22 protein-coding genes are annotated in these 25,338 nt (G+C 62.7%); 19 read left to right on the plus strand and 3 right to left on the minus strand.

The features are described 5' to 3' along the window. Positions 1-105: 105 nt before the first annotated feature. A complete protein-coding gene (locus tag GPK89_RS00455) occupies positions 106-2,721 on the minus strand; it encodes a translation factor GTPase family protein (RefSeq protein ID WP_215690625.1) in 2,616 nt (871 codons plus the stop codon). Positions 2,722-3,215: 494 nt separating this feature from the next. Here GPK89_RS00455 and GPK89_RS00460 point away from each other — a divergent pair, with 494 nt between their 5' ends. The 5 genes from GPK89_RS00460 to GPK89_RS00480 all read left to right on the plus strand — a co-directional run bounded on the left by GPK89_RS00460 (position 3,216) and on the right by GPK89_RS00480 (position 8,014). Beyond that, positions 3,216-4,418: an MFS transporter gene (locus GPK89_RS00460; RefSeq protein ID WP_215690627.1), complete on the plus strand. Its 1,203-nt coding sequence runs from the start codon at positions 3,216-3,218 to the stop codon at positions 4,416-4,418. Between the two features lie 62 nt (positions 4,419-4,480). Then, a complete protein-coding gene (locus GPK89_RS00465; RefSeq protein ID WP_215690630.1) occupies positions 4,481-5,500 on the plus strand; it encodes an alpha-hydroxy-acid oxidizing protein in 1,020 nt (339 codons plus the stop codon). 229 nt (positions 5,501-5,729) lie between these two features. Then, a complete protein-coding gene (locus tag GPK89_RS00470; protein WP_215690633.1) occupies positions 5,730-6,560 on the plus strand; it encodes a transporter substrate-binding domain-containing protein in 831 nt (276 codons plus the stop codon). Beyond that, a complete protein-coding gene (locus GPK89_RS00475) occupies positions 6,560-7,219 on the plus strand; it encodes an amino acid ABC transporter permease (RefSeq protein WP_215690636.1) in 660 nt (219 codons plus the stop codon). The genes GPK89_RS00470 and GPK89_RS00475 overlap by 1 nt, the downstream gene beginning before the upstream one ends. Positions 7,220-7,231: 12 nt before the next feature. Then, positions 7,232-8,014 carry an amino acid ABC transporter ATP-binding protein gene (locus GPK89_RS00480; RefSeq protein WP_275951414.1) on the plus strand — a complete coding sequence of 261 codons (783 nt, stop codon included), beginning with the start codon at positions 7,232-7,234 and terminating at the stop codon, positions 8,012-8,014. Between the two features lie 51 nt (positions 8,015-8,065). Here the strand turns inward: GPK89_RS00480 and GPK89_RS00485 are convergent, their stop codons facing one another. Together GPK89_RS00485 and GPK89_RS00490 are read right to left on the minus strand one after the other, a co-directional pair. After that, complete coding sequence (locus tag GPK89_RS00485; protein ID WP_215690639.1) at positions 8,066-8,437, minus strand: RidA family protein; 372 nt, start codon at positions 8,435-8,437, stop codon at positions 8,066-8,068. Between the two features lie 187 nt (positions 8,438-8,624). Continuing rightward, complete coding sequence (locus GPK89_RS00490) at positions 8,625-9,611, minus strand: alpha/beta hydrolase (RefSeq protein ID WP_215690640.1); 987 nt, start codon at positions 9,609-9,611, stop codon at positions 8,625-8,627. Between the two features lie 225 nt (positions 9,612-9,836). Between GPK89_RS00490 and GPK89_RS00495 the strand changes: the two genes are divergently transcribed. The 14 genes from GPK89_RS00495 to GPK89_RS00560 all read left to right on the plus strand — a co-directional run bounded on the left by GPK89_RS00495 (position 9,837) and on the right by GPK89_RS00560 (position 25,321). Then, a complete protein-coding gene (locus GPK89_RS00495) occupies positions 9,837-11,285 on the plus strand; it encodes a helix-turn-helix domain-containing protein (protein WP_215690641.1) in 1,449 nt (482 codons plus the stop codon). 32 nt (positions 11,286-11,317) lie between these two features. After that, the gene (locus GPK89_RS00500; protein WP_215690645.1) at positions 11,318-11,857 is read left to right on the plus strand and encodes an NUDIX domain-containing protein; all 540 of its coding nucleotides are present in this window, start codon (positions 11,318-11,320) and stop codon (positions 11,855-11,857) included. Beyond that, on the plus strand, positions 11,858-12,541 hold the full coding sequence (locus tag GPK89_RS00505; protein WP_215690648.1) for a tRNA1(Val) (adenine(37)-N6)-methyltransferase: 684 nt from the start codon (positions 11,858-11,860) through the stop codon (positions 12,539-12,541). A gap of 34 nt (positions 12,542-12,575) precedes the next feature. Continuing rightward, entirely contained in the window at positions 12,576-13,367 is a 792-nt protein-coding gene (locus GPK89_RS00510) for a hypothetical protein (protein ID WP_215690651.1), read from the plus strand. A 194-nt stretch (positions 13,368-13,561) separates the two neighbouring features. Then, positions 13,562-14,731: a glycosyltransferase gene (locus GPK89_RS00515; RefSeq protein WP_215690654.1), complete on the plus strand. Its 1,170-nt coding sequence runs from the start codon at positions 13,562-13,564 to the stop codon at positions 14,729-14,731. 1 nt (position 14,732) lies between these two features. Further along, positions 14,733-15,740, plus strand: coding sequence for a glucosamine inositolphosphorylceramide transferase family protein (locus GPK89_RS00520; RefSeq protein WP_215690655.1), 1,008 nt, complete (start codon positions 14,733-14,735; stop codon positions 15,738-15,740). Further along, positions 15,741-16,853, plus strand: coding sequence for a glycosyltransferase family 4 protein (locus GPK89_RS00525; protein ID WP_215690656.1), 1,113 nt, complete (start codon positions 15,741-15,743; stop codon positions 16,851-16,853). Continuing rightward, the gene (locus GPK89_RS00530; RefSeq protein ID WP_215690657.1) at positions 16,846-17,754 is read left to right on the plus strand and encodes a hypothetical protein; all 909 of its coding nucleotides are present in this window, start codon (positions 16,846-16,848) and stop codon (positions 17,752-17,754) included. The genes GPK89_RS00525 and GPK89_RS00530 overlap by 8 nt, the downstream gene beginning before the upstream one ends. A gap of 12 nt (positions 17,755-17,766) precedes the next feature. Continuing rightward, positions 17,767-18,873: a glycosyltransferase gene (locus GPK89_RS00535; RefSeq protein ID WP_215690660.1), complete on the plus strand. Its 1,107-nt coding sequence runs from the start codon at positions 17,767-17,769 to the stop codon at positions 18,871-18,873. After that, a complete protein-coding gene (locus GPK89_RS00540; RefSeq protein WP_215690662.1) occupies positions 18,870-19,820 on the plus strand; it encodes an alpha-1,2-fucosyltransferase in 951 nt (316 codons plus the stop codon). Before GPK89_RS00535 ends, GPK89_RS00540 begins: the two co-directional genes overlap by 4 nt. A 171-nt stretch (positions 19,821-19,991) precedes the next feature. Further along, positions 19,992-20,981, plus strand: a complete 990-nt coding sequence (locus tag GPK89_RS00545) for a glycosyltransferase family 2 protein (RefSeq protein WP_215690664.1) — start codon at positions 19,992-19,994, stop codon at positions 20,979-20,981. A 217-nt stretch (positions 20,982-21,198) separates the two neighbouring features. Continuing rightward, positions 21,199-22,731 carry a polysaccharide biosynthesis C-terminal domain-containing protein gene (locus GPK89_RS00550; protein ID WP_215690665.1) on the plus strand — a complete coding sequence of 511 codons (1,533 nt, stop codon included), beginning with the start codon at positions 21,199-21,201 and terminating at the stop codon, positions 22,729-22,731. Then, complete coding sequence (locus GPK89_RS00555) at positions 22,728-23,573, plus strand: family 6 glucosyltransferase (RefSeq protein ID WP_215690667.1); 846 nt, start codon at positions 22,728-22,730, stop codon at positions 23,571-23,573. Before GPK89_RS00550 ends, GPK89_RS00555 begins: the two co-directional genes overlap by 4 nt. Further along, positions 23,570-25,321, plus strand: a complete 1,752-nt coding sequence (locus GPK89_RS00560) for a hypothetical protein (RefSeq protein ID WP_215690669.1) — start codon at positions 23,570-23,572, stop codon at positions 25,319-25,321. Before GPK89_RS00555 ends, GPK89_RS00560 begins: the two co-directional genes overlap by 4 nt. Positions 25,322-25,338 lie beyond the last annotated feature (17 nt).

The following is a 25,338-nucleotide window of genomic DNA, read 5'->3' on the forward strand; positions in this document are numbered from 1 at the left end:
TGAAAAAGTAGGGGCCGGGCATGCCCGGCCCGCAGCCATCCCATCAACGCCATTTTGTGGGTACGCTGCGGGCGGAGGCATGCCTCGCCCCTACATTCTGCTGATTTATTCTTCCAAAAACTCTCGTATTTCTTTCTCCACCGCCCGGACTTCTTCCTCAAAGGCGCGGGCGGAGACGCGGAGGGCACCGTGGCCCATGACGATGATCTGCTCGGCACCGTCGCTGCTGACGACGCGGGTGCGGTGCTCCTTCGCCAGCTCGTGGGTGGCGCGTTCGATGTACATATCGGCGGTCTCGGCCTCGCGGGTGTAGACGACATACAGATTATGGTACTGCTCGACCTCCCGTGTGCCGCCCCGCACCTTGTAGGCGTCGAACACCAGAATCGGCACGCAGCGCTTGTAGCCCGCATAGTTGCACAAAATGTCCATCAGGCGGCGGCGGGCGGCGTCCAGATTGCCGTCGGCCAGCCTGCGCAGGTCGTCCCAGGCAAAAATCACGTTGTAGCCGTCCACCAGCAGGTAATCCGGGCCGGTGGGTACTGGTTTGGCGGGGACGCTGGCCGCAGCGGGGGCGGTGTGCAGGGCGGCGCAGGCTGCCTTTTTGGCGTCTCCGGTCTCGCCACGACGGCGTATCTTGCCGTAGGTGCGCTCAAAAATCGCCAGCAGCTCCTTGTCTTGTTCCAGCGTGCCCCGGTAGGCGGCGGCCCGGCGGCGACGATCGTTGGCGTCAGCCTGCCCGGCAGCGTCCTCGTCGGCGGCGGGGGTGCCGTTTAAGCGGCGTTCCAGCCCGCTGGACACATGGGCGCGGGCGGGGACCTCATCCCACTTGACGAGATACCCGGCCCCATGTGCGCAAAACACAGAGTCAGCTGGGTTCTCGGTGTCGGCGTCTGGGTCATAGCCCACGGCGGCAAGCACCTCGTCGGCGTTGTGGCAGGTGTCGTACCCGGCAGGCAGCACGGCCCAGCGGCCCAGGCCGTGGGTGTAGGCCGCGACCTCCCGCGCATAGCCCCGCGCGGTGGCCACCGGCAGGCGGCCTGTCAGCCGCACGGTGTTTTCGGATTTCGGCAGCGTCTCGGGCGCTTCAAAGCTGCCGCACATCCGCTGCACATCGGCCATGGCGCGGCCCAGCGCGTCGGCGGGCAGTTCCAGCGTGAAGTCATACCACGGTTCCAGCAGCGTTACGCCGTTCTTGGCTGCGGCCATCCGCAGGCCCTGGCGCACAGCGCGGTAGGTGGCCTGGCGGAAGTCGCCGCCCTCGGTGTGCTTCTGGTGGGCGCGGCCCGCCGCCAGCGTGATCTTTACGTCGGTCAGCGGCGCACCGATCAGCACGCCGGGGTGGGTGCGCTCGGCAAGGTGGGTCAAAATCAGCCGCTGCCAGTTTTCGGCCAGTGTGTCGGGCGGGCAGTCTGCCGCCAGCTGTACGCCGCTGCCCCGCGCACCGGGTTCCAGCAGCAGGTGGACCTCGGCATAATGGCGCAGCGGCTCATAGTGGCCGATGCCCTCCACAGCGGTGGTCAGGGTTTCTTTGTAGAGGATACCGCCCTCGCTGAAAGTGACGTCCAGCCCGAAGCGGTCCTGTAAAATATTCTGCAAAATTTCCAGCTGCACCTCGCCCATCAGCTGGACGTGTACCTCGCCCAGGTCGTCGCGCCAGTTGACGTGGAGCTGCGGGTCCTCGTCCTCGAGGGTCTGCAGGGCTTTTAAAACGGTGTGGGCGTCGGCGTCACAGTCGACGCGGTAGTTGAGCACGGGCTCCAAAAGCGGCGTCTCCGCGTCGGATTCTGCGCCAAGGCCCCGCCCGGGGCGGGTGGCTGCCGGGCCTGCCACTGCCACGACCATGCCGGGAAACGCCTCACTGACCAGGCGGAACTTGCCGCCATTGTACAGCCGCAGGGCGTCTGCCTTTTCGCCGCCGGGGAGCACGTCTTTTACGTGCAGCACGCCGCCGGTGACTTTCAGCCAGGTCAGGCGGGTGCCTGCGTCCTCACTGATTTTGAACACGCGTGCGCCAAATTCCGGCCACTGGGGTGGGGTGCGGGTCAGCGTTTGCAAGCCGCGCAGTAAGCTGTCCAGGCCGTCCAGACGCAGCGCCGCGCCGAAAAACACCGGAAAGACCTGCCGCCGCGCAATGGCCGTGATGACGGTTTCGGGCGCGGGGGTGCCGGTGTCGAGGACTTCGTTCATCAGCGGCTCACTGCACAGGGCCAGGGCCTCGGGGTCGGGCGCGGCGGAAAAATCCACACAGCCGTCGCCGAAGCGGCCCCGCAGCTCCCGCAGACGGACAGCAGCGTCCGCGCCGGGCAGATCCATTTTGTTGACAAAAACAAACGTAGGAACGCGGTAGCGGGCAAGCAGCTTCCACAGTGTCTCGGTGTGGGCCTGCACGCCGTCGGTGCCGGAGACGACGAGGACGGCGTAGTCCAGCACTTGTAAGGCGCGCTCGGCCTCGGCGGAGAAATCCACGTGGCCGGGGGTGTCCAGCAGGGTCAGCGCGGTCTCGCCGCAGCCGTCGGCGGTGGGCAGCGTCAGCACCGCCTGTTTGGCAAAAATCGTGATGCCCCGCGCCCGCTCCTGACTGTCCGTGTCCAGAAAGGCGTCACGGTGGTCGACGCGGCCCAGCTTGCGCAGCACGCCGGCGCGGTAGAGCAGCCCTTCGGCCAGTGTGGTTTTGCCGCTGTCAACATGGGCCAGCAGGCCGATGACGAGACGTTTCATAGATGTTTCCCCCGAGCTTTTCAAAGTTGCTTCTATTGTACAATTTTTCTTGCAATTTGGCAAACGGTGTGGTATAGTAAAGCCAAATTTACCGGGAAGGAGAGCACACGTATGCGTTGGCAGTTCGGTGTGGTGTTCCAGAAAAAAGGAAACCCCTGACGAGTTGACGCTGTAAGTGTGCCCTTTTTTAGGCATTGCCTAAGGCAATACCGCACAATTCCCGCCTGACGGCTTAAGCACCGCTCCGGCGGCTGCGGCACGGCATCTGCGTTGCCAAAATGCTCGATAATACACAAAGTATTATCTGCGCTTTTGGCTTAGCAGCTGCCGCACCTCGCTCGCCGTATCGGCACTTAGAATTATGCGGTATTGCCCTAAGTTCCGGTAAAGCTATAAGTGTGTGCATTTTTGCGCCCTGCGGCTTTGCTGCGGGGCGCTTTTTGTGTGCAAAAAAGGGCACGTTTTCGTGATTTTTGAGCGAAAGGGTGTTCCCGATGAATTTACAAAAACAACTGCGCTGCGTGTATCTGCACGCATTTTTCTCGACACTGCGGTTTACCGATGCCGTCTGGGTGGCGCTGCTGGCGGCGCGGGGCTTCTCGCTGGCGGAAATCGGCCTGGCCGAAGGGGTGTTCCATCTGACGAGCCTGCTGTGCGAGGTGCCCAGCGGCATGGCTGCGGATCTGCTGGGGCGGCGGCGCACGCTGATTTTCGGCGGTGTGTTGGGCGTTTTCTCGGCGCTGGCCATGGCGTCTGCACCGGGGCTGGGGCTGATCTGCACGGCCATGGCGCTGAAGGCGCTGGGCTACAATATGCTTTCCGGCACGGACGAAGCCCTGATCTACGACAGCCTGAAAATGGCCGGGCGGGAGAAAGACTATATAAAAGTGGACGCCAATGCGTCGATTTGCATGAAAATTGCAACGGCGTTCGGCTCGCTGGCAAGCCTGCTGGCAGGGGTGTTGCGCTACGCCGGGTACTACTTGGCGGACGCCGTGTCGGCGCTGCTCTCGGCACTGGCGGCGGCCCGGCTGGAAGAACCCATCGTCACCGATGAGCAGGCCGCCCGGGAGCGGCACACCCTGCTGGAACTGCCCGCCCGGCTGCGTGTGCATATTTTGGACAGCGCCGACTGCCTGCGCGGCAGTGCGCTGGCACGGCGGCTGATTGCGGCGGACGCGGTGATTTCGCTGCCAAGCTACTTGACGTCGATGTTTGTGCAGCAGCGGCTGACGGAACAGGGTGGGGCCATGGAATGGCTGTTCCTGCCGGGGTTGCTGGCCGGGGCTGCAGGTATGGCGGGCACGGCACTGGGGCGGCGGCTGCACCCTAAGACCCTGCGCGGCCTGTATTTAGCCTGTGCGCTGACCATTGGCGCGGGGGCACTGCTGGCCGGGGCGGCCCCGGCGTGGGCCTGTGCCGTCGGGCCGATGCTGGTGCAGGGGGCACTGGCTGCGTGGTTCTTGCACAGTATGCAGCGGATGAACGAGTCAATTTCCAGCGACCGCCGCGCGACGCTTATCAGCGTGGACAGCATGACGTACAGTTTGCTGATGATCCCGGCAAGCCCGATGCTGGGCTGGCTGGGGGATGCTGCCGGGTCCGCAGGGGTCGGGCTGTGTCTGCTGGGTGCAATGGTGGCAGCCAGCGGTCTTGCAGTCGCGGCCAAAACACGGTATAATAGGCGCGGAGCATAATTTCCTTGATTTTTTGTGGGGCTGATGGGATGCGTCGGCCTGCCAACGGAGGCAAAATTGCTATGACCTATACAGAAGTTTTGCAGGCGGCGAAGGGCCAGATGGGCTTTTGCCATGCCTGCCCGGTGTGCAATGGCCGCGCCTGCGGTGGCACCATCCCCGGCCCGGGGGCCAAGGGCAGCGGCACGGTGGCGATCCGCAACTTTGACGCGTGGCGGAATGTGCGGCTGAACATGGATACGATCCACGAGAATTTTGAGCCGGATACGAGCCTGGAGCTCTTTGGACGCAAGTTCAAATACCCGTTTTTTGCGGGGCCGGTGGGCGCAATGACGCTGCACTACGGCGATAAATACAACGACTTGCAGTACAATGAAATTTTGGTCGCTGCCTGCGCGGCGGCGGGCATTGCGGCGTTCACCGGAGACGGCACGAACCCCAAGGTCATGGAGGGGGCAACGGCGGCCATTGCGGCCAGCGGCGGCGCGGGCATCCCCACTGTGAAGCCGTGGGACAACGCCACAGTGGCGGAAAAAATGACGATGGCGCGGCAGTCCGGCTGCTTTGCCATGGCGATGGACATTGACGCAGCGGGCCTGCCGTTTTTGCAGCACCTGGATCCGCCCGCCGGCAGCAAGACCGTGGAGCAGCTGCAAGAAATCGCCCAGGCGGCGGGCGTGCCGTTTATCTTAAAGGGCATCATGACGGTGCGCGGCGCGGAAAAGGCCATCGAGGCCGGGGCCGCGGGCATCGTCGTCTCGAACCACGGCGGCCGCGTGCTGGACGACTGCCCCGCCACCGAGGAAGTGCTGGCGGACATTGTGGCGGCCGTGGATGGCCGCGCGAAAATTCTGGTGGACGGCGGCATCCGCAGCGGCAACGATGTGTTCAAGGCGCTGGCCCTGGGCGCGGACGGCGTGTTGGTTGCCCGCCCCTTTGTGACAGCTGTGTACGGCGGCGGTGCCGACGGCGTGGCTGCCTATGTGGAAAAGCTGGGTGCCGAGTTGGCCGATACGATGCGCCTGTGCGGCGCGGCGAGCCTGGCGGACATCAGCCGGGATATGGTCAGGGTCGTAAAGTAAAATAAAAAATACCATGTTCCGCAGCTGCAAAAACTGCCGAGACATGGTATTCTTTTTATGCCGCAGTATGCGGCGGGGCGGGCGTAAAACTGCATAAATATACTTCTTGCCTCTTTTTTTGCAAAAGGTCTTGCAGAAAAAGAGGTTTTGCATTACTATTAAAGAATGCTACCGCTTTAGAGCGGTGGTGTGAGGGTTTGTGTAAAGTGTATACAAGGAGGAAGTCATCATGAAAAAGCTGATCAGCACCGTTCTGGCATTGGGTATGGCGGCCAGCCTGGCAGCCTGCGGCAGCAGCGCATCCACGGCGGCGTCCACGGCCGAGAGCACTGTGGAATCTACCGCAGCAGCCGGGGACAGTGACCTGGACTACATCAAGGGCAAGGGCAAAATGACCATCGGCTACACGGTATATGAGCCGATGAACTACACCGACGCCGACGGCAATTTCACCGGTTTTGACACCGAGCTGGCGACCGCTGTGTGTGAGAAGCTGGGCGTGGAGCCGGAATTTGTGGAAATCAACTGGGACACCAAAATTGTTGAGCTGGATGCCAAGAGCATTGACTGCATCTGGAACGGCATGACGCTGACGGATGATATCCAGGCCAACACCGCCTGCACCAAGGCCTACGCCAAGAACGCGCAGGTCGTCGTGATGAAGGCTGACGCCGACTATTCCTCCACTGCGGACCTCGTCGGTAAGACCGTGGTCGCAGAGGCCAGTTCCGCCGGTGAGAGCGCCATCAACGACGACGAGAGCCTGTCCCAGGCCGATTACGTCAGCAAATCCGTCCAGACCGATTGTCTGATGGAAGTGGCCGCCGGTACGGCGGACGCCGCTGTGCTGGACCTGACGCTGGCCTCCGCCATGATCGGCGACGGCACCGACTACGCGGATTTGGCTATTAAAGACGAGCTGAACGCCGAGGAGTACGGCGTGGCCTTCCGCAAGGGCAGCGATGCCGCCGACGCCGTGAACGCTGCCTTTGACGAACTGAAGGCCGACGGCACGATGCAGGCTTTGGCCGACAAGTACAGCCTGACGCTGGCCGACTGATGGGCGAGGCGGCTGTCATCTGGGGCCGCCTGACCGAGGCATTCTGGCTCAACTGCCAGCTGTTCGGTCTGACGCTGTTGTTCGCACTGCCGCTGGGGCTGGTGGTGTCGTTTGGCTCCATGAGCAAGTTTGCCCCGCTGCGCGGCGTGGTCAAGACCTTTGTCTGGATCATCCGCGGCACGCCGCTGATGCTGCAAATTCTGGTCATCTACTTAGGGCCGGGCCTGATGGGCTTTACCAGCCCCTGGCCGTCGGGCGGCAGCGGCCGCCTGGTGGCGGCGGTGGTGGCATTTGCCATCAACTACGCCTGCTATTTTTCGGAAATTTACCGCGGCGGTATCGAGGCAGTCCCCAAAGGCCAGACCGAGGCCGGGCAGGTGCTGGGCATGACCAAGGCGCAGATCTTCTTCCGCGTGACGCTTTTGCAGGTCATCAAGCGCATTCTGCCGCCGATGGGCAATGAGATCATCACGCTGGTCAAGGATACCTCGCTGGCAAATGTCATTGCCAACAAAGACATCATTATGATGGCGAAAGAGTACAGTGCCAAAGGACTGATCTGGCCGCTGTTTTCCACGGCGGTGTTCTTCCTTGTGTTCGTGGGTGCGCTGACGCTGCTGTTCGGTTGGCTGGAAAAGCGGCTGGACTATTTCAAGTAAGGGGGCGCGGCTATGGCATTGTTGGAAGTAAACGGCATCGGCAAGAGCTTTGGCACCACAAAGGTGCTGCGCGATATCTCGTTTGAGCTGGCCGAGGGCGAGGCCCTGGCCATCATCGGGTCGTCCGGCTCCGGCAAAACGACGCTGCTGCGCTGCTTGAACTTTTTGGAGACAGCGGACACAGGCAGCATTACGGTGGCGGGCGAGACGCTGTGGAGCGCCGCCGATACCCGCACCCAGAGCGAGGAGGCCATCCGCAAAAAGCGGCTGCATTTCGGGCTGGTGTTCCAGAATTTCAACCTGTTCCCGCAGTACACGGCGCTGCAAAACGTGATGCTGGCGGGCCAGCTTTTGGCGAAGGAACGCCCGGACTACAAGCAGAACAAAAAGCAGATCCTGGCCGATATCGAGACGCAGGCGCGGCAGCTGCTGGCGCAGATGGGTCTTTCTGACCGCGAAGGGCACTACCCGCACCAGCTTTCGGGCGGGCAGCAGCAGCGGGTGGCGATCGCCCGCGCCTTGGCGCTGCACCCGGATATTTTGTGCTTTGACGAGCCGACGAGTGCGCTGGACCCCGAGCTGACCGGCGAGGTGCTGCGGGTGCTGCGCGAGCTGGCCGAGCACAAGACCACGATGATCATTGTGACCCATGAGATGAAGTTTGCCCGCGACGTGGCCGACCGCATCCTGTTTATGGACGGCGGCGTGGTCGTGGAGCAGGGTGATGCGAAAGAGGTCATCGACCACCCCAAAGAGGAGCGGACGAGACAGTTTTTGGCGAGTTATGGGAAATAAAAAACGGCAGACCGTTGGATGGCGGTCTGCCGTTTTTTTAAAAGTGGGCAATTACCGTACCGCGATGCACTCGATCTCGACGAGGGCGTTCTTGGGCAGGGCGGCGATTTGGACGCAGCTGCGGGCGGGGAAGCCGCCGTGGAAGTAGGTGCCGTAAATCTCGTTCACGGTGCCGAAATCGGCCAGATCCTGCACGAAAACCGTCGTTTTGACGACGTTGTCGAGGCTCAGGCCGGCCTCGTTCAGGACGGCCTGCAGATTTTTGAGGGCCTGGTGGGTCTGGGCTTGCACGCCATCGGCCAGATTGCCGGTGGCGGGATCCAGGCCGAGCTGGCCGATGCAATAGACGGTGGAGCCGGTGTCAACGGCCTGAGAATAGGGGCCGAGGGCGGCGGGGGCGTTCGGGGTGGAAACGTGGGTCATAGTGATGCACTCCTCTATGTTTGATTTTTTTAGAAAAACGGGGGTAACAGAGCGGACGATATGCGGGGCGTCGAGGACGCTGCCCCCTACAAATGAGAGGAGCGGCGAGGGGACTGACCGCCCTACGGGGCGTTTGCCGAAAGGTTGAGGGCCGGGTATGCCCGGCCCCTACGGGGTGGCAATGCGGTTATCGCGCGTCGTCGGAGGCTTCCTTCGGCCAGGCGAAGTGGCGGCGGGTGAGGCAGTCTTGCAGGAAGTCGGTGCATTCTTTCGTGTAGGCGGTGTTGTCGTGGTAGTAGCTGACGGCGTGCTCGGCACCGTGCACCGTCAAAAAGCGCTTGCCCTTGGCGCGGCAGACCTCGTAGTTGCGGCGGCCCATCTCGTAGGGAACAAAGCCGTCGGCATCGCCGTGGACGAAGAAGATCGGCACTTTGCTGTGGGCCGCGGCATCGGTGCAGTCGGCATCCTCAGGGTCAAAATGGCCGAACAGGATGGCCCCCAGCCGCCCGATGGCGTAGGTGGGGCCGAGAGGGAAGCCGGGGAGGTACTCCGGCAGACATTTGCGGGTGATCTCGCGCGGGCTGGTGTAGCCGCAGTCGGCTACGATGCCGCAGACGTTGTCCGGCAGATTCAGCCCGGCGGCCAGCAGCACGGTGGCTGCGCCCATCGAGACGCCCATCAAAAAGATGGGAACTTCCGGGCCGAAGTGGCTGCGTGCCCAGACAGCCCAGTCCCGGGCGTCGTAGCGCTCCTTCACGCCCATGGTAATGGTGTGGCCGCCGCTGTACCCGTGGGCGCGCTGGTCGGGCAGCAGAACATTATAGCCCAGCTTGGTGCAGAGGGTGTAGCCGCCCAGGCCGTCCCGCACGGCATAGCCCCGGTAGCCGTGGAAGATGATAGCCAGCGGGGCACCGTCGTTGTGGTGGTAGTATCGCGCGGCCAGCGGTGTGCCGTCCTGCGCGGTGATATGTACCGGCGTGAAGGTGTCCCGCGCCAGCGCATCGGCGTCGGGGCACATGGCCTTGCGGTAGACCTCCCGCGTGGGCATATCGGCGGGGGAGGGCACGGCGGTGGTGGGCTTTTGGTAAAAGGCGACGCGGTAGATGCCGTAGGCTGCGCCGAGCACGGCAGTACCGGCTGCGGCGGCCGCAGTAAGCAACGGATGTTTTTTCATGCAGGACACCTCACTTTGGCGGGAATTTGTGTTTATTATAGCAAATGTGCCACAAAACCGCAATGATTCCCCAAAAAAGTTTACACTTGCCACAAAAGTGTTTTCGCGGTATAGTATCTGTGGATAGAAGAAAATGCTTTCCGGGTAGAAGTGCAGGGACAGGGCGATGACGAGCATCGACCCCTGCCATACACGGATTGACGATGCAACAAAAAGGACCCACCTATGACTGAACTGATCCAAAGCCTGAAGGCGGCGGTGGCGCGGTATCCGGGCACGATGGCGGAACTGGCGCGCCGGGCGGCCATCGACCGCTCTACTTTATATAAGATACTCGGCGGGCAGCGCACGCCTCGGCGCGAACAGCTGGAGCGCCTGACCGACGCACTGGAATTGACCGAGGAAGAAAAAACCACCCTGCTGGTGCAGTACAAGCAGCGTGGCCGCGGCACGGACCCCAAGATGCGCGCTGCGTTGAACCAACTGCTGGAAGCGGCGTTCCGGGTCGAGGATTACACCCGGCGCGAGGGAAACATCACCAACGAGGCCGCGCGGCAGATGAGCGTTGCAGGACAGTATGTGGAGGGTACCCGCGCGGTGACGGCTGCCGCAGCGGCGCTGGTGGCCGAGCATATGCTATCCGGTGATACGCGGCCGCTGCTGCTCTCGCCATTCACGAATCCGGTGCTGGACCGGGTGCTGGTGAACCGCTTTTCTGCGCCAGACGGGCAGACGGCGTCGCTGTCCCAGCTGCTGATTTTTGTCGAGGAAAGCGATATCCCCCGGGAGAAAGCCGGGAATATCGCCACGCTGACCCGCGCGTTGCCGCTCTTGTTTCTGCCCAAGCTCAACTACGATGCCCGCGTTGTACGGTGTGTGACGAGCGAACCCAGCCCCGGTACGCTGATGCCGGTGTATCTGCTGCTGCCCACGGCCGCCTTGATGATGGACCGCTTGGGGCAGAAAGGATATATCATCACCGACCGGGAGGTCGTGGAAAATCTGCGCCTGTCGTTCAGCCGAAAGTACATCGACGCAGTGCCGGTGCTGAAACTGGCGACCGGGACCCACGGTTTTATGGAGTCCATGCAGTTGTACAGCAAGCTGTTTGCCGAGACGCGCAAGTGCTGCATGGTGCGCTACCAGCCGCCGTTCAGCCTGTTTGCCGATGAAAAGATCGCGCTGCGGGTCGTGCGGCAGGACGCAGCCGTGCAGCCCTACCTGCCCGCGCTGCTGGATTACCTGAACACCTGGAACCAGCAGACGCCGGATCTGTATTTCTGCGAGGAAGGACTTTTGCAGTTTGTGCGCACCGGGCAGATGTTTGACCTGCCCTCGGCTCTGTACGAACCGCCGGACGTCGAGACGCGCCGGGAGCTGCTGCTGCGGCTGCGCCGGGCGGCGGCCTCCGACAAGCAGACGCTGCGCATTGTGGAATCGGCCCAGCTGCCGCTGACACCGTCGATGAGCGTGAACGCTTTCCGCGGGCGCGGGGTGGTGTTCTGCCAGGCTGTGCTGGAACCGGGCAAAATGTACTGCCGCGAATATCTGATGGAGGATCCCCAGATGACCGAGGCAGTGCTGAATTATCTGGAGGAGGGCAAAACCGGCGACCGGGTGCGCAGCCAAAAATATACGGTGGATTTTATTGATTATTGCCTGCGGTTGTTGTAAGATTAGTAAAAGTGCAAAAAAGGAGACAAGCCATGGCACATACAGAGACTATGCTGGAAAGCAAGGAGATATTCAATGGCCGGGTCATCCGCGTGACGGTGGATAAGGTGCAGCTGGAGGACGGCACCACCAGCACCCGAGAGATCGTCCATCACCACGGCGGGGCGTGCATCCTGCCGGTGGATGCAGATGGAAACGTGACGATGGTGCGCCAGTTCCGCTACGCCTTTGGCGAGGAAATCTGGGAACTGCCCGCCGGCAAACTGGAAGCGGGCGAGGACCCCTTTGAGGCCGCCAAGCGCGAACTGAGTGAGGAGTGCGGCCTGACGGCGGACAACTTCATCGACCTGGGCGTCGTCTACGCCACTGTGGGCTATGACAGCGAAAAAATCTACCTGTGGGCTGCCACCGGCCTGCACGAGGTCAAGCAGCACCTGGACGCCGGGGAGTTCTTGGATGTGGTGAAGATGCCGTTTGACAAGGCCCTGGGCCTGGTGATGGACGGTACCATCAAGGACAGCAAGACCCAGGTTGCCCTGCTGAAATACGCGCAGCTGCGCGATAAAGCGTAAATGGACGTTGAAATACTGGACAACGGCACCCGCGTACTGACCGCGCCGGGAGCCATGTTTGGCACCGACGCGCTGCTGCTGGGGCGGTTTGCCCAGCCCCGGCGGGACGAGCGGGCGCTGGACCTGTGCAGCGGGTGCGGCATTGTGGCGCTGCTGTGGCACGATGCCGGGCACCGGGGACCATGCACGGCGCTGGAATTTGACCCGGCGGCAAGCGCACTCTGCGGCCAGGCGGCTGCGGAGAACGGCGCTGAACATATCACGCCGGTCTGCGCGGATTTACGGCAGTTCTGCACGGCAGGGCCGGAACAGGGGCAGTATGATTTTGCAGCCTGCAACCCGCCCTACTTTGCGGCGGGGCCGCGCAGCCCCGACAAGCGCCGCGCCGAGGCCCGCCACACCGACAGCTGCACGACGGCAGACGCCGTGGACTGCGCCCGCCGCGCCCTGCGGGACGGGGGACGGTTCCTGCTGTGCCAGCGGCCCGAGCAGCTGGCCGAGGTATTGAGCACCCTGCGTGCTGCGCGGCTGGAACCCAAGCGGCTGGCCTTTGTGAAGAACCGCCCCGACGCCGCGCCCTGGCTGTTTTTGGTCGAGGCGCAGAAGGGCCGCAAGACCGGATTGCGCGTGGAGCCGGATGTGCTGATAACGAGCGGTGCGGCGATGTATGGGCCGCGAGAATAACACTAAAAAATTACAAAACTAGGAGAACACCGTCATGGGACTTTTTCATCAGAATTTTGACAAACCGGGGCCGGGCGTTTCGCCCGATGCACCGCGAAAAAAGGGCGCTGCCCGCTTCTTTGAGATTCTGGGCCGCGACTTTTCCACCATATGGATGGCGGGTCTGCTGGCGCTTATCAGCAGCCTGCCCTTCGCGCTGCTGCTGTGGCTCGCCGTGTCCACCCACTCCCTGATCCCGCTGCTGGCGGCGGGCATTCTGGGCGGCATGATCGCCGCACCGCAGATCGTCGGCCTGAACGACACGATTCTGCGCAGCCTGCGCGATGAGCCGGGCTTCTGGTGGGCGACCTACCGCCGCGCCTGGAAGCGCAACGTCAAGGCGTCGCTGCTGCCGGGCGCTGTCTGCGGGCTGCTGCTGGCGATGGAAATTTTCACGGCGTTCCACCTGGATACCTCCCAGAGCGTTGTGCCTGCGGTGGCCGTGCTGGTGGCGCTGATTCTGCTGGCGGGCATTGCACAGTACATCTATGCCCAGGTGGCGCTGGTCGAGGTCAGCTTTGGCGGCCTGCTGAAAAACGCGCTGATGCTGTTTTTGGGCTACCTGCCCCGCAGTGCGCTGGGTGTTCTGTGGCAGGGCATTTACTGGGCAGCGGTGGCGCTGTTCTGGCCTGTCAGCAGCTTTGCGGTGATCCTGTGCAGCCTGTGGCTGCCCTGCCTTTTGAACTTGATGGCGATTTACCCCGCGCTGGACAAGAGCTTTGATTTGGAGAAAACCATCAAGGCCATGCGGGATGCACAGCTGAACAGCGAGAATGAGGACAAATAAAAATTGCAAGGGGAACGCGGGGACGCGTTCCCCTTGCTTGTTTGTAGGGGCGGTTATGAGAAGGCTGGGGTCCGGGTGTGCCCGGCCCCTACATGGACGGCGGGCGGCGAAAGCAGCGGGAACATCTTGCACCTTCTTTATAAAAAGGGTATAATGACATAATAGGCTTATTATGCGGAAAAGGAGGCGACAGCGTGAAAATTCTGCTGGTACACTGCCATTACCGGCTGCCCGGCGGCGAGGATGCCGTTTTTGCGGCGGAGCGGGAATTGCTGGAACGCCACGGCCATACCGTGCTGGTGTATGAGCGCAGCAACGAGGAAGCCGCCCACGGCGCGGCCAAGGCGCTGCTGCCGCTGCACGCCGTCTGGAACCGTCGCGCTGCCCGCGAGGTGAAAGACCTGATAAAACGCGAGGGCGTCGAGGCCGTGCATATCCACAACACGCTCTTGCTGCTCAGCCCCGCTGTGGTGCGGGCCGCCAAAAGCTGCGGCGTGCCGGTGGTGCAGACGCTGCACAATTTCCGCCTGTTCTGCCCCAACGGGATTTTACTGCGGGACGGCCAGGTCTGCGAGGAGTGCCCCCACCACGGCCTGCACTGCGCTTTGAAGCACAGCTGCTACCGGGGCAGCAAGGCGCAGACGCTGGTGGTTGTGGCAGCCTACTGGCTGCACCGGGTCCTGGGGACCTGGCGCGGCGTGACAATGGCCGCCCCCACCGAGTTCGACCGCGAAAAGCTGCTGGAATTCAACAAAATCTACCCGATGTTCGACGCAAACCGCCTGGTCGTCAAGCCGAACCCGGTCTGCGTGCCGAACGGCCCGGTGACGCCCTGGGACGAGCGCAAACGGCAGTTTGTGTTTGCCGGGCGGCTGGAAGAATTGAAGGGCATCCGCACCGTTATCGAAGCGTGGCGTATCCTCGATAAAAACGCGCCGGAACTGCTGGTGGCGGGCAACGGCCCGCTGGCCGACTGGGCGAAAGCGCAGAAGCTGCCGAAGGTGCGTTTTCTGGGCCAGCTGCCCCGGGACGAGCTGCACCGCATCATCGGCGAGAGCCGCGCTGTGGTGGGTGCCAGCTTGTGCTATGAGAGCTTTGCCCTGGTGCCCGCCGAGGCCCACGCCCTGGGTACGCCGGTGCTGGCAAGCGGCATCGGCAATATGGGGGCGTCGGTGCGGCCCGGGTTTGACGGCCTGTGTTTTGCGCCGGGGGATGCCACTGCGCTGGCCGGGGCCGTGCGGGCCATGAGTGCCATGCAGTTTGACTGCGCGGCCATCGCCGCCGCCACCCGCCGCCGCTTTGGCGAAGAAGAAAATTACAAGACGTTGATGAGATTGTACGGCCGCAGCGCCGCCGAGGAATGACATGAACCAGTTTTACCGCGCCCTGCATATGCCGCCGAAACGGCTGCTGCGCAAAGTGATGGGCGAAAAAGAAGTGTATACGATCGCAGTGCGCCCCCGCCCCACGGCCGAGGGCACCGAGCCGCTGCCCGCCCTGGGCGCCGGCCCCTACACGATGCTGCCCGGCCGCGAGGGCTGGTGGTTCGCCGACCCGCTGCTCTGCCACCGGGGCGGCAAGCGATGGCTGTTTGCCGAGGCGATGGACCTTTCCACCGGCAAGGGCCGGCTGGAAGTGTGCGAACTGCACGACGACGGCAGCATTGACGGCTGGCGCGTGGCACTGGAGGAGGATTTTCACCTTTCCTTCCCGATGGTGTTTGACTGGAACGGCGAGGTCTGGATGATTCCCGAGACCGGGCACGACCACAGCCTGCGGCTTTACCGCTGCCGGGTGTTCCCCACAAAATGGGAACTGGTCCAGCGGTTTGCCACCGATGAGGAACTGTGCGACGCGATTTTGGTGGATCGTCGAGCTGAGGCACTGACGATTTTGTGCAGCGAGACAAAGCCCGACAACCAGCTGTATGTGCGCTACCGCCGCTACACGCTGTGCCATGCCGTGCAGGAGACTGCCGCCCTGCCGCTGGCTGAGGCAGACACCCTGCCCGCTGCCGCGCCCGCAGGCCCCTTTGAACTTTTGCCCGACGAGACATACAATTTGCAACACCGAGATTTTGATTTTGTCAGCCGCAATGCGGGGCCGCTGTTTGTGCTGGGTGAGCAGGTCATCCACCCCACGCAGGTCAGCACCAGCGTGGACTACGGCGTTTACCTGCAATTTCTCGCGCGGCGCGGCAGCTCCGAGGTGCCGCTCTGCGCGGCGACGCCCCAGAATGTGGAGATCACCGGACTGAACGCGGCGGATGTCATCGGCGTGCACACCTATTGCCAGGATGATGTGCTGGAAGTCATCGATGCGCGGTATCTGACGCGCATCCCCAAGCCCGCAAAGCCGGAGGCAGAAGTGTAAATGAAAACCATCGTCATACCGCAGTTTTATCGCGGCCCCTCCGGCCAGAAAGGGCTGTACAACCGACAGGAGGTTGGCCTGGCCCGGGCGTTTGCCGCGCTGGGCTGCCGCGCCGTGGTGCTCTACCCCGAACCGGGTGCAAAAGCGCCCAAGGTGGAGACACCCGAGCCGAACGTGAAAATCTGCTACCTGCCCGCCGTGGCCTTCGGCACCCAGGCATTATACAAAAGCTGGCAGATCTTGCTGGACGAGCAGGCCGATGCCGTACACGTCATGGGGGATAACTCCCTGGGTGTACCGGGGCTGTACCGCTTTTGCGAGAAGCACGGCATCGTGTTTTACAGCCAGCTGGGGGCGCTGAAAAGTACCTCCAACCACGCTATTGTGCGCGGGGTGATGGACCTGCTGCTGCGCCGGAATTTAACGGTGTACCGCAAGACGCCCACCTATGCCAAGACCCCGGCTGTGGCCGCCGAACTGGAAAGCCTGGGCGTGCCCTGCTGCGGGCTGATGCCGGTGGGGCTGGACACGGCCATCATCCCGACGATACCGGGCAGCAAGGCCATGATACGCCGGGAGCTGAACATCAACGAGCAGGTCAAGGTGCTGGCCTTTGTGGGGCGGCTGGACGCCTACAAGCAGCCGCTCGACCTGGTACCGCTGCTGCAGGCCGCGCCCGACTGGTACGCAGTCATTATTGGGCAGGGGGCGCAGAGCGATGAGCTGGCCCGCCGCCTGACCGAGGCCGGGTTGATGGGCCGCTGCCGCCTGATCCCCCAGCTGCCCAACGCGCAGGTGCATATTTATTATCATGCCTGCAACGCTTTTGTGAACCTGAACGAAAACGAGATTTTCGGCATGAGCCTGTTGGAGGCTATGTACGCGGGCTGCCCGCCGGTGGCCCGCCATGCGCCGGGGCCGGATTTAATTATTGAAAACGGCGTCAGCGGGTATCTGTGTGATACTGTCGCTGAGATGGCCGCCGCGCTGGACAAGACGACCGACGCCATGGGCCATGCGGCGCAGAACCGCGTGAACGAACACTTTTTGTGGCAGAACAGCGCCGAACTGGCCCTGACCCTGCTGCCGAAAAAGGGGAAAACCAATGGATAACGACAACATTCTGCTGCAAAAGGCCGCCGACATTTACCGCGGTCTGCGGTTCAAGATGAAGTACCGCGGCGTGGATATCTTACCTGCCGGGGCCGGCAACGACCTGGCGCGGGAACTGCTGGAAAGCGGCCAGCCGTTTTTGTTTGGCCGCTGCGGCGCGACCGAAATGCGCACCGTGGCCGACTATTTGCAGAACGGCGGCAAAGATTTTGACGACCGCACGCGGGAGGATATCCGCAATTTGTCCGGCGTGTTCCCCACGGATGATGCGACACTGGAAAAATTCTGCCGTCTCTACGTCAAATGCGCCCAGAATGCGGAGCTGCTGGCCCTGTGGAACGTGGGGGCCGAGCGGGAGGTCATCCGCGGCTGCGATGCCACCCGCTTTACCGAACTGCGCGCACTGGAACCCTACTACCACGCCAAGCCGTGGAGCGCGGCGCTGGCGGGCAAGCGGGTGTTGGTGGTGCATCCCTTCCGCAAGACGATTTTAGCGCAGTATGCCCGGCGGGCGCAGCTGTTCCCCGGCAAGAATGTCCTGCCGGAGTTTGCGTCGCTGACCGTGGTGCAGGCCGTGCAGGGCCTGGGTGGGCAGGACACCGGCTATGCCAGCTGGTTTGATGCCCTGGCCGCCATGGAGCGCGAGATGGACGCCGCCGACTACGATGTGGCCATCGTCGGCGCGGGAGCCTACGGCCTGCCGCTGGCGGCCCACGCCCGGGACACCGGCCACGCCGCCATCCAAATGAGCGGTGCCACGCAGCTTTTGTTTGGCATCAAGGGCAAACGGTGGGACAGCCACCCCATCATTGGCAAGCTGTACAACGATGCCTGGGTGCGCCCCGACGAGACGGAGGGCATCACCCATAAAGAAAAGGTCGAAGGCGGGAGCTACTGGTAATCGGAGAACTTTATGCGTATCTTAATGATCAGCAACCATCTTGGGGTGCAGAGCGGGGTGCAGCGGTATGTGCAAAATCTGCTGCTGAACCTCGATACAGCGAAATACCATATCGACCTGTTCGTGGGGCAGTGCCCGGCGGACCAGGCCAGCACCGCCCCCGTGCTGGAAGCGCACGGCGTGCATATCATTGCGGTGCCGGACAATAAAAAGGACCGCATCCGGGCACTGGCGGCGCACCTGCGCACCCACAAGGACTACGATATCATCCACTACCACACGGCCAGCAAGATCGGCGCACCGGTCTGCGGCATGATGCGGCTGCTCTGCCCCCGGGCCAAGATCGTGGTACACAGCCACATTGTCTACCCACCGCTGACGCTGACCTGGCGGGCCGCCCACGGCGTCTACCAGCTGTTTGCGGATTATTTCCTCGGCTGCGGCGTGGCGGCGGGGCGATTTGTATTTGGCGACCATATCGACGAAAAACCAAACTTTTCCGTGGCCTGCAACGCCGTGGATGCCGGGCGGTTCCACCCGGACGCCGCCGCGCGGGCTGCCACGCGGGCCAACTACGGCATTGCCGACACCGACCGCCTAGCCGGGTTTGTGGGGCGGCTGAACCACCAGAAAAACCCGCTGTTTTTGATGGAGGTTTTTGCAGCTATGGCCGCGCAGGATGTGCGGTGGAAACTGCTGCTTGTCGGCACCGGCGAGAAAGAGCCGGAAATGCGCGCCGCCGCCGAGGCCCACGGCCTGACCGACCGCGTGATTTTTGCGGGCGTACAGAGCGATGTACCCGCCTTTATGAACGCTTTTGACCTGTTTTTGCTGCCCAGCAATTTTGAGGGCAGCCCGGTCACGCTGGTAGAGGCACAGGGCTGCGGCGTGCCGTGTCTGGCCTCCACCAATGTGCCGGATGAAGGCTCGGTGACGGAGCTGGTGCATTTTCTGCCGCTGGCCGCGCCCCTGACCGAGTGGGCGGCCAAGGCTGATGAAATTGCCGTGGGCGGTGACCATGCCGACCACTGGCAGACACTTGCCGCCGCCGGGTATGAGCTAAAGACCGCTGCCCGCCGCATGGAGCAGCTGTACGACAAACTGGGAGACCGAGCATGATTTACGCGGAGCTGGCCGGGGGCCTGGGCAATCAGATGTTTATTTACGCCTTTGCGCGGGCGCTGGGCCTGCGCTGCGGCGAGGGTGTGACCCTGCTGGACCGGCAGGACTGGCGCGACGGTGCGCCCGCCCACACGGTCTGCGCACTGGGGGCACTGAACATCAGCCCCGAGGTAGAAATTCTGGCCGACTCCGGCTTCGCCAAGGCCCATCTGCCCCGGCAGAACGCCGCCAAGGCCCTGATGATAAAGTATGAGCAGCGCCGCGGCCTGCTGGCCCGGGATTGGCACGGCTTTGAGGCCGCCGCCGCACCGCTGCTGAACGCGCTGGGCCTGCACTTTGCCACCGACGGCTACACGCCGGCGCGGCGGGGAAAAAGCAAAGATTTCCTCGCGTGGGGGTATTTCCAGAGTGAGAAATATTTTGACGATTTTGCTGATGTTGTAAAAACTGAGCTGCGCAGCAAAGCAGTCCCGGTGGGGGAGTGCGCCGACAGGATACGCGCCGCGGCCTGGCCGGTCTGCGTACATCTGCGGCGCGGTGACTACCAGAAGCCGGAGAACGCCATCTTGCAGGTCTGCACGCCCGCGTATTACGCCCGGGCAGCGGCGCAGGTGAAAGCGGCCCGCCCCGAGGCAGAGCTGTTCGTGTTCTCGGACGATATCGCCTGGGCGCAGGAGCATCTGGACACGGCGGGGCTGCCCGCGGTGTTTATGCCCCAGGGCGCGGCGGTGGACGACCTGGCGCTGATGCAGCTCTGCCATGGGTTTGTGGTGAGCAACTCTACATACAGCTGGTGGGCGCAATACCTGGCTGAGGCCCCGGATAAGCAGGTCTGGGCCCCGGACAGGTGGTACGCGCACACGAAGGATAGTGCGCTGTATCTGGATGGGTGGAAGCTTATAAAGGCTTCCTCTTTGGGGGAAGCTGGCCGCGAAGCGGACTGATGAGGGGCGCGTGAACCGCATTTGGCCGCTGTTGGGACAGTGCTGCGCGGGCCGATGTGAGCATCGGCCCCTACAACAAGGCAAGGGGGCTGCCGGGGCAAGGCTGCCCCTCATCCGGCCCTGCGGGGCCACCTTCCCCCGACGGGGGAAGGCATAGAGAAGGAGAACGTTATGCCGCGATTTTCTATTATTGTACCGGTGTATAATGTGCAGAATTACCTCGCGGCGTGTGTCAAGAGCGTGGCGGAGCAGACGGGGGAGCGCGATTGGGAGTGCATCCTTGTGGACGATGGATCCACCGATATGAGCGGGACAATGTGCGACGCGTTCGCCGCCGAGATCCCCGGCATGCAGGTCGTCCACCGGAAAAACGGCGGCCTGGCCGCTGCCCGCAACACCGGACTAAAGCACGCCCAGGGCGAGTGGGTGCTGTTTTTGGACAGCGACGACGCCATGGCCCCCGGGCTGCTGGCGGCGCTGCGCACCGAGCTGGCCGCCCACCCGGAGTACGATTGGTTCATCGGCAAGCATCTGGAATGGCAGCCCGACGGCAGCCTGACCGAACACGCGGGGCTGCATCTGGTGCCCGGGTTGTTTGACAGCAGCGACTACGCCGCCCGGCTGAAAGCGCTGTACGGCGCGGGGCACTGGTCGGTGTGGAAATACTGCATCCGGCGGTCGTTTTTGGCCGAAAGCGGCGTGAGGTTTTTGCCCGACTGCGTCTGGGCCGAGGACTGGCCTTTTGATTTGGAATTGCTGACAAAGTGCGAACGGCTGTATTTTTTGGATGTGGTGTTCACCCACTACCGCGTGGGGCGGCAGGGCAGCCTGCTGACTGACGCGAAAAACCTGCCCAAGCGGTTCAAGGGGCTGGCGGCGGCCCAGCGGCGGCTGGCGAAACTCTCGGCCAGCGGCGCGGTGGATGCCGAGACCTATGCCGTCATGGAGAACGCGGCGGCCGATGTGTTCTGGCCGCAGGCCCGCACAGCGGTGGTGAAGGATGCCGCCATCCGCAAGGCTTGCCTGCCCTACATCCAGCAGCTGCGGCCATTGTATGCCTGCGGCACCGAGGTAAAGACCCGCCGGGACTGGCGGCTTTTCCAAAAGCTGATGCAGACCTTCGGGCCGAAATTTACCCTGTGGGCGGCGAGCCGCCGCTAAAGGCTTCCCCCAAGGGGCTGCGCCCGCAGGCGCGTGTCGAAGCGTAACCGCCGTAGGCGGCTCTTGACGCGGAGACTGAAGCTGTCGCCGTAGGCGACTGATGAGGGCTAACCTCGCCATCACCGCCCATTAACGGCTTACAACTCATACTCTCCCCTCATCCGGCCCTCCGGGCCACCTTCCCCCTTGGGGGAAGGCTTTTGTGAAAGGAACTGCCTTGCGTACCAAACGTACCTTACTGAATATGGCTTACGCCCTTGGCTCCAGCCTGCTGCTGTTGCTGCTGGGGCTGGTCACACGGCGGCTGCTGGTCGATAACTTCGGCCCGCAGATCACCACGGCGTCCCAGGTCGTCAGCCAGCTGTTCAACTTTTTCTCGATCGCAGAGTTCGGCGTCGGCAGCGTTATCAGCTACCGGCTGTATGAGCAGATCGCCGCGAAAAATGAGGAAAAAATCAGCAAGTATATGTCGATGTACAAATGGGCGTACCGCGTCGTCGGCATGGTCATTGCGGGGCTGGCACTCATCGGCGCGGCTGTGCTGCGGTGGATCATGCCCGATGTGCCCGCCGCCACGGCCTACACCGTGTACGGGCTGAACGTGGTTTCGACGCTGTGCAGCTACTTTTTGATAACCCGCCGCCTGATGTACACCTGCACCCAGCAGGGCTACCGCTGCACCCAGATTGACTTTTGCTGCAACGTGGCGACGAGTCTGGCGAAAATTGCCGTCTCGCTGTGGTTCCCGAACTATGTGCTGTATTTCAGCGTGACGATCTTCTTTAACGTCATGGCAAACCTGATCATTGCGCGGCGGTTCAAAAAGGACTTCCCCTATGTGCATGACGTAAAAGTCACGGTCAACGACTTTAAAGAGCTGGGTATTTTCCACGATTTGCGGTATTTTTTGGTACACCGTCTCTCCAACACGATCTACGGCTCGTCGGATACCATCGTGACGTCCCGCATGGGCGGCTCGACCCAGACGACGTTTTTGGGCAACTACAATACCATTTCCACCTCCGCCACCGACCTGGGCAACAAGGTCATGGACAGCTTTGCGGCGGCCATCGGCAACATTGTCTACGACAAATCCGCCGCCGCCAACGACCACGACAAGCAGGTGTTCTGGGGCATGGATCTGTTCAGCTACCTGTTCGGCAGCTTTGTGGCAACTGCGTATTTCTGCCTGTTCCAGCCGTTTATGGGCGCGTGGATGGGCGAAAAATGGCTTCTGCCCCTGAGCTTTGTGCTGGTGTTCTGCCTGAATGAGTACGTCGGCTGGAACCACCGGATGCTGGGGTCCTACCGCGCGGTGCTTGGCCATTTTGAGGAGGATCAGTGGTTCATGGTGGCGTCGGCCACGGTGAACCTGGCGCTGAGCTTTATTCTGTTCCCGCTGTATGATATCACCGGCGCACTGATCGCCACGGTGGTGGCCCACTGCATCATGTGGGCCGGGCGCATCCGGGTCGTGTTCCGCCAGTATATGTGCGGCGGGCTGGGGCATTACCTGGCCGTACAGGCGCTGCATCTGGTCACGCTGGCAGCCTGCATGGGCGGCAGCTACGCGCTGTGCGCCAGAATGCCCGGCGGCTGGCTGGGCCTGGCGCCCCGGGTGCTGGTGGTGCTGGTGGTGCCCAACCTGCTGAACCTGGCCGTCTACAGCTGGGGCAAAGACGCCGCCTACCTGCGCCAGTACGGCGCGAAGGTGCTGCGCAAGCTGAAACGAAAGGGGGATGCCGCATGACAAAAATCGGGATGCTGTACATCTGTACCGGCAAGTACACGGTGTTCTGGCCGGAGTTTTACCGCAGCTTTGAGGAAAAGTTCCTGCCCGGGTGCGAGAAGGAATACTTTGTCTTTACGGATGCCCCCGCCATTGAGTATGAGGACGCGCCCCGCGTACACCGCATTTACCAGGAGGCCTACCCCTGGCCGTACAGCACACTGAAGCGGTTCTCCATCTTTCTGACGCAGGAGGACGCGCTGCGGGGGATGGATTATCTCTTTTTCTTTAATGCGAATCTTACCTGCAAAAAGACCGTTACAGCGGAGGAATTTCTGCCCCGGCCCGAGAAGGGCGAAAATCTGCTGCTCGTGCAGCAGCCGGGCTTCTGGAACAAAAAGCCACCGTTTTATACCTACGACCGCAACCCCAAGAGCACGGCCTACATCCCCTACAACTGCGGGAAGGACTACGTCTCCGGCGGGCTGAACGGTGGCACGGCGGAGGCGTTTCTGGTGCTGTGCCATGAGCTGGAACGCCGCACCGAGCAGGACTTGCAGAACGGTGTGATCGCCCTGTGGCATGACGAAAGCCAGCTGAACCGCTACGCGGCTGAGCGCAGCGATTACCGCCTGCTGACCCCGGCCTACTGGTATCCCGAGGGCTGGGATATGCCGTTTGAGGAAAAGATATCGGTGCGGGACAAGGCCCGCTACTTTGATGTGGCGGCGGTGAAAAACAAAGAAACGAAGCAGCGCGGATTTCTGGCGCGAAAATGGGGCGCCTTCTGCGAAAATTACCTGCCCTGCTGGTACTGCCTGCGGGATACCCTGCTGCACAAAACGCTGGGGGCCGGCCGATGACGGCGCAGAACGCGCGGCTGCGCCGGTGCGGTGCGGCCCTGCTCTGCCTGGTGTGTGCGGCGGTCATGGTGCGCAGCGCCTTTGTGGGGTTGGAAATCGACGAAGAGTACGCGCTGTCGCTGGGGTTCCGGCTCGTCAGCGGGGACAGGCTGTTCTACTCGATGTGGGAGCCGCACCAGCTTTCCAGCCTGCCGTCGGCGGCGCTGCTGGCGGCGTTTATGGCTGTGACCGGCGGCACGACCGGCGTGCTACTGTTTTTCCGGCTTGTGGTGCTGGTGTGCAAGGCCGCGATGAGCTATGCGTTTTACAGGGAGTTCCGCCGGGATCTAGGCGGGCGCGGGGCGCTGCTGGCGGCGCTGGTGCTGTTTGCCTTTGTGCCCAAGTGGTTTTTGGGGCCGGATTACACCGGCCAGCAGTTCCATTGGACTGTGGCGGCGTTTTTGTGCCTGCACCATTATGTGAGCCGCGGGTTTCAAAAACCGTGGCTCGTGGCGGTGGGAGCGGTCTGCGCCTGCTTCGGCTATCTGGCGTTCCCCCAGAGTATTGCGGCGTTTGCGGTGCTGTGGGTGGGGCTGTTTGTGCTGGGGCGGCGCGGCGGCGAGCGCTGCCGCTGGGGCATTCCCCGCGGCGTCTGGCTGCTGACCGGCAGCTGTGCCGGGTGCGGCGCGGCATTTTTGCTCTATGCGCTGTGGGGCGTTGGGTTTGACCCGGCGCTGCTAGCGGCGCGTTTGCAGCTGATTTTACACGACCCGCAGTATGATTTTACCACCGGTGCGCGGCTGGCGGCGCTGGCCGCCCAGGCGTGGAGCGTGGCAAAATCGCTGGTGTGGCCGTTGGCGGCAGCGGCACTCGTCTGTGCTTTGATGTGGGCGCTCCGTTTGCGGGGCGTCGGGGACGCCGCCCTCTATGACAAAGGGGATGCTTTGTGCCGGGTGCTGAGCCTGTGGGCGGCACTGGCGGCGTTGCAATGTCTGGTGCGTGCGGTGGCGGACCGCAGCCTTGACGAACGACAGTTTGTGCCGGTGCTGGTGCTGGCGGGCGCGGCAGCGTTCCGGAAAGGCCGCGGCACGCCGGGCGGCGCGGCGCTGTTCTGGCTGGGTTACCTGCCCGGGTTGGCGGCCTACGCAATGATCCTGCGCTCGACGCTGCTGGGCCTGGCCCCGACCTTTATGTACCTGATGTGGCCCGCTGTCTGCGGTGCGCTGGCAATGCTGAACGCGAGAGATAAGCGCGGCGCGGCCCGCCGTGCGCAGGGGGCTATTTGCCTGGCGGCGGCACTGGCATTTTTGCTGGTCTGCCGCGTCTGGTGCGTGGAGGTGACCGGCTGGAAGCCCGCCAGCGTGGTCGACACGCCGCTGGTGCGCATTGAGAGCGGCCCCGCAAAGGGCATTTACGCCGACGAGAAGGCCGCCGATATGCAGGAGTGCCTGGTTGAGGCGCTGGAACCCTACGCTGGGCAGGCCGTATTGCAGGCCATCGGCGAGCAGCACGGCCTGGGCTTTTTGATGGCGGACGGCACGCTGACCGTGGCGCAGGCGTCGGTCATTTCCGGCACCGACAGCGACCCGCGGTTTGAACAGTATTACACCGAACTGCCCGATAAACAGCCCGATGTCATTTTGTACGATGACGCCGAGGTGCGGGATATGACGGAGTTCCACGAGTGGATCGAAACGAATTTTACCATCACACAGCGCTATGCCGTGCAGCATGGCACCGCGAGTTTGCAGGTGCTGGTCTGCGGGTGATGGGTTGTAGTTGTGCC

Source organism: Gemmiger formicilis (genome assembly GCF_018784445.1).
Lineage (GTDB): Bacteria > Bacillota > Clostridia > Oscillospirales > Ruminococcaceae > Gemmiger.

Excerpts from the sequence above, each read along its gene's own strand:
- GPK89_RS00530 (WP_215690657.1), top strand. The coding sequence starts at position 16,846 with ATGGATAACGACAACATTCTGCTGCAAAAGGCCGCCGACATTTACCGC.
- GPK89_RS00470 (WP_215690633.1), top strand. The coding sequence starts at position 5,730 with ATGAAAAAGCTGATCAGCACCGTTCTGGCATTGGGTATGGCGGCCAGC.
- GPK89_RS00500 (WP_215690645.1), top strand. The coding sequence starts at position 11,318 with ATGGCACATACAGAGACTATGCTGGAAAGCAAGGAGATATTCAATGGC.
- GPK89_RS00510 (WP_215690651.1), top strand. The coding sequence starts at position 12,576 with ATGGGACTTTTTCATCAGAATTTTGACAAACCGGGGCCGGGCGTTTCG.
- GPK89_RS00485 (WP_215690639.1), bottom strand. The coding sequence starts at position 8,437 with ATGACCCACGTTTCCACCCCGAACGCCCCCGCCGCCCTCGGCCCCTAT.
- GPK89_RS00535 (WP_215690660.1), top strand. The coding sequence starts at position 17,767 with ATGCGTATCTTAATGATCAGCAACCATCTTGGGGTGCAGAGCGGGGTG.
- GPK89_RS00460 (WP_215690627.1), top strand. The coding sequence starts at position 3,216 with ATGAATTTACAAAAACAACTGCGCTGCGTGTATCTGCACGCATTTTTC.
- GPK89_RS00495 (WP_215690641.1), top strand. The coding sequence starts at position 9,837 with ATGACTGAACTGATCCAAAGCCTGAAGGCGGCGGTGGCGCGGTATCCG.
- GPK89_RS00465 (WP_215690630.1), top strand. The coding sequence starts at position 4,481 with ATGACCTATACAGAAGTTTTGCAGGCGGCGAAGGGCCAGATGGGCTTT.
- GPK89_RS00540 (WP_215690662.1), top strand. The coding sequence starts at position 18,870 with ATGATTTACGCGGAGCTGGCCGGGGGCCTGGGCAATCAGATGTTTATT.
- GPK89_RS00545 (WP_215690664.1), top strand. The coding sequence starts at position 19,992 with ATGCCGCGATTTTCTATTATTGTACCGGTGTATAATGTGCAGAATTAC.
- GPK89_RS00505 (WP_215690648.1), top strand. The coding sequence starts at position 11,858 with ATGGACGTTGAAATACTGGACAACGGCACCCGCGTACTGACCGCGCCG.
- GPK89_RS00455 (WP_215690625.1), bottom strand. The coding sequence starts at position 2,721 with ATGAAACGTCTCGTCATCGGCCTGCTGGCCCATGTTGACAGCGGCAAA.
- GPK89_RS00480 (WP_275951414.1), top strand. The coding sequence starts at position 7,232 with ATGGCATTGTTGGAAGTAAACGGCATCGGCAAGAGCTTTGGCACCACA.
- GPK89_RS00475 (WP_215690636.1), top strand. The coding sequence starts at position 6,560 with ATGGGCGAGGCGGCTGTCATCTGGGGCCGCCTGACCGAGGCATTCTGG.
- GPK89_RS00555 (WP_215690667.1), top strand. The coding sequence starts at position 22,728 with ATGACAAAAATCGGGATGCTGTACATCTGTACCGGCAAGTACACGGTG.
- GPK89_RS00520 (WP_215690655.1), top strand. The coding sequence starts at position 14,733 with ATGAACCAGTTTTACCGCGCCCTGCATATGCCGCCGAAACGGCTGCTG.
- GPK89_RS00525 (WP_215690656.1), top strand. The coding sequence starts at position 15,741 with ATGAAAACCATCGTCATACCGCAGTTTTATCGCGGCCCCTCCGGCCAG.
- GPK89_RS00490 (WP_215690640.1), bottom strand. The coding sequence starts at position 9,611 with ATGAAAAAACATCCGTTGCTTACTGCGGCCGCCGCAGCCGGTACTGCC.
- GPK89_RS00560 (WP_215690669.1), top strand. The coding sequence starts at position 23,570 with ATGACGGCGCAGAACGCGCGGCTGCGCCGGTGCGGTGCGGCCCTGCTC.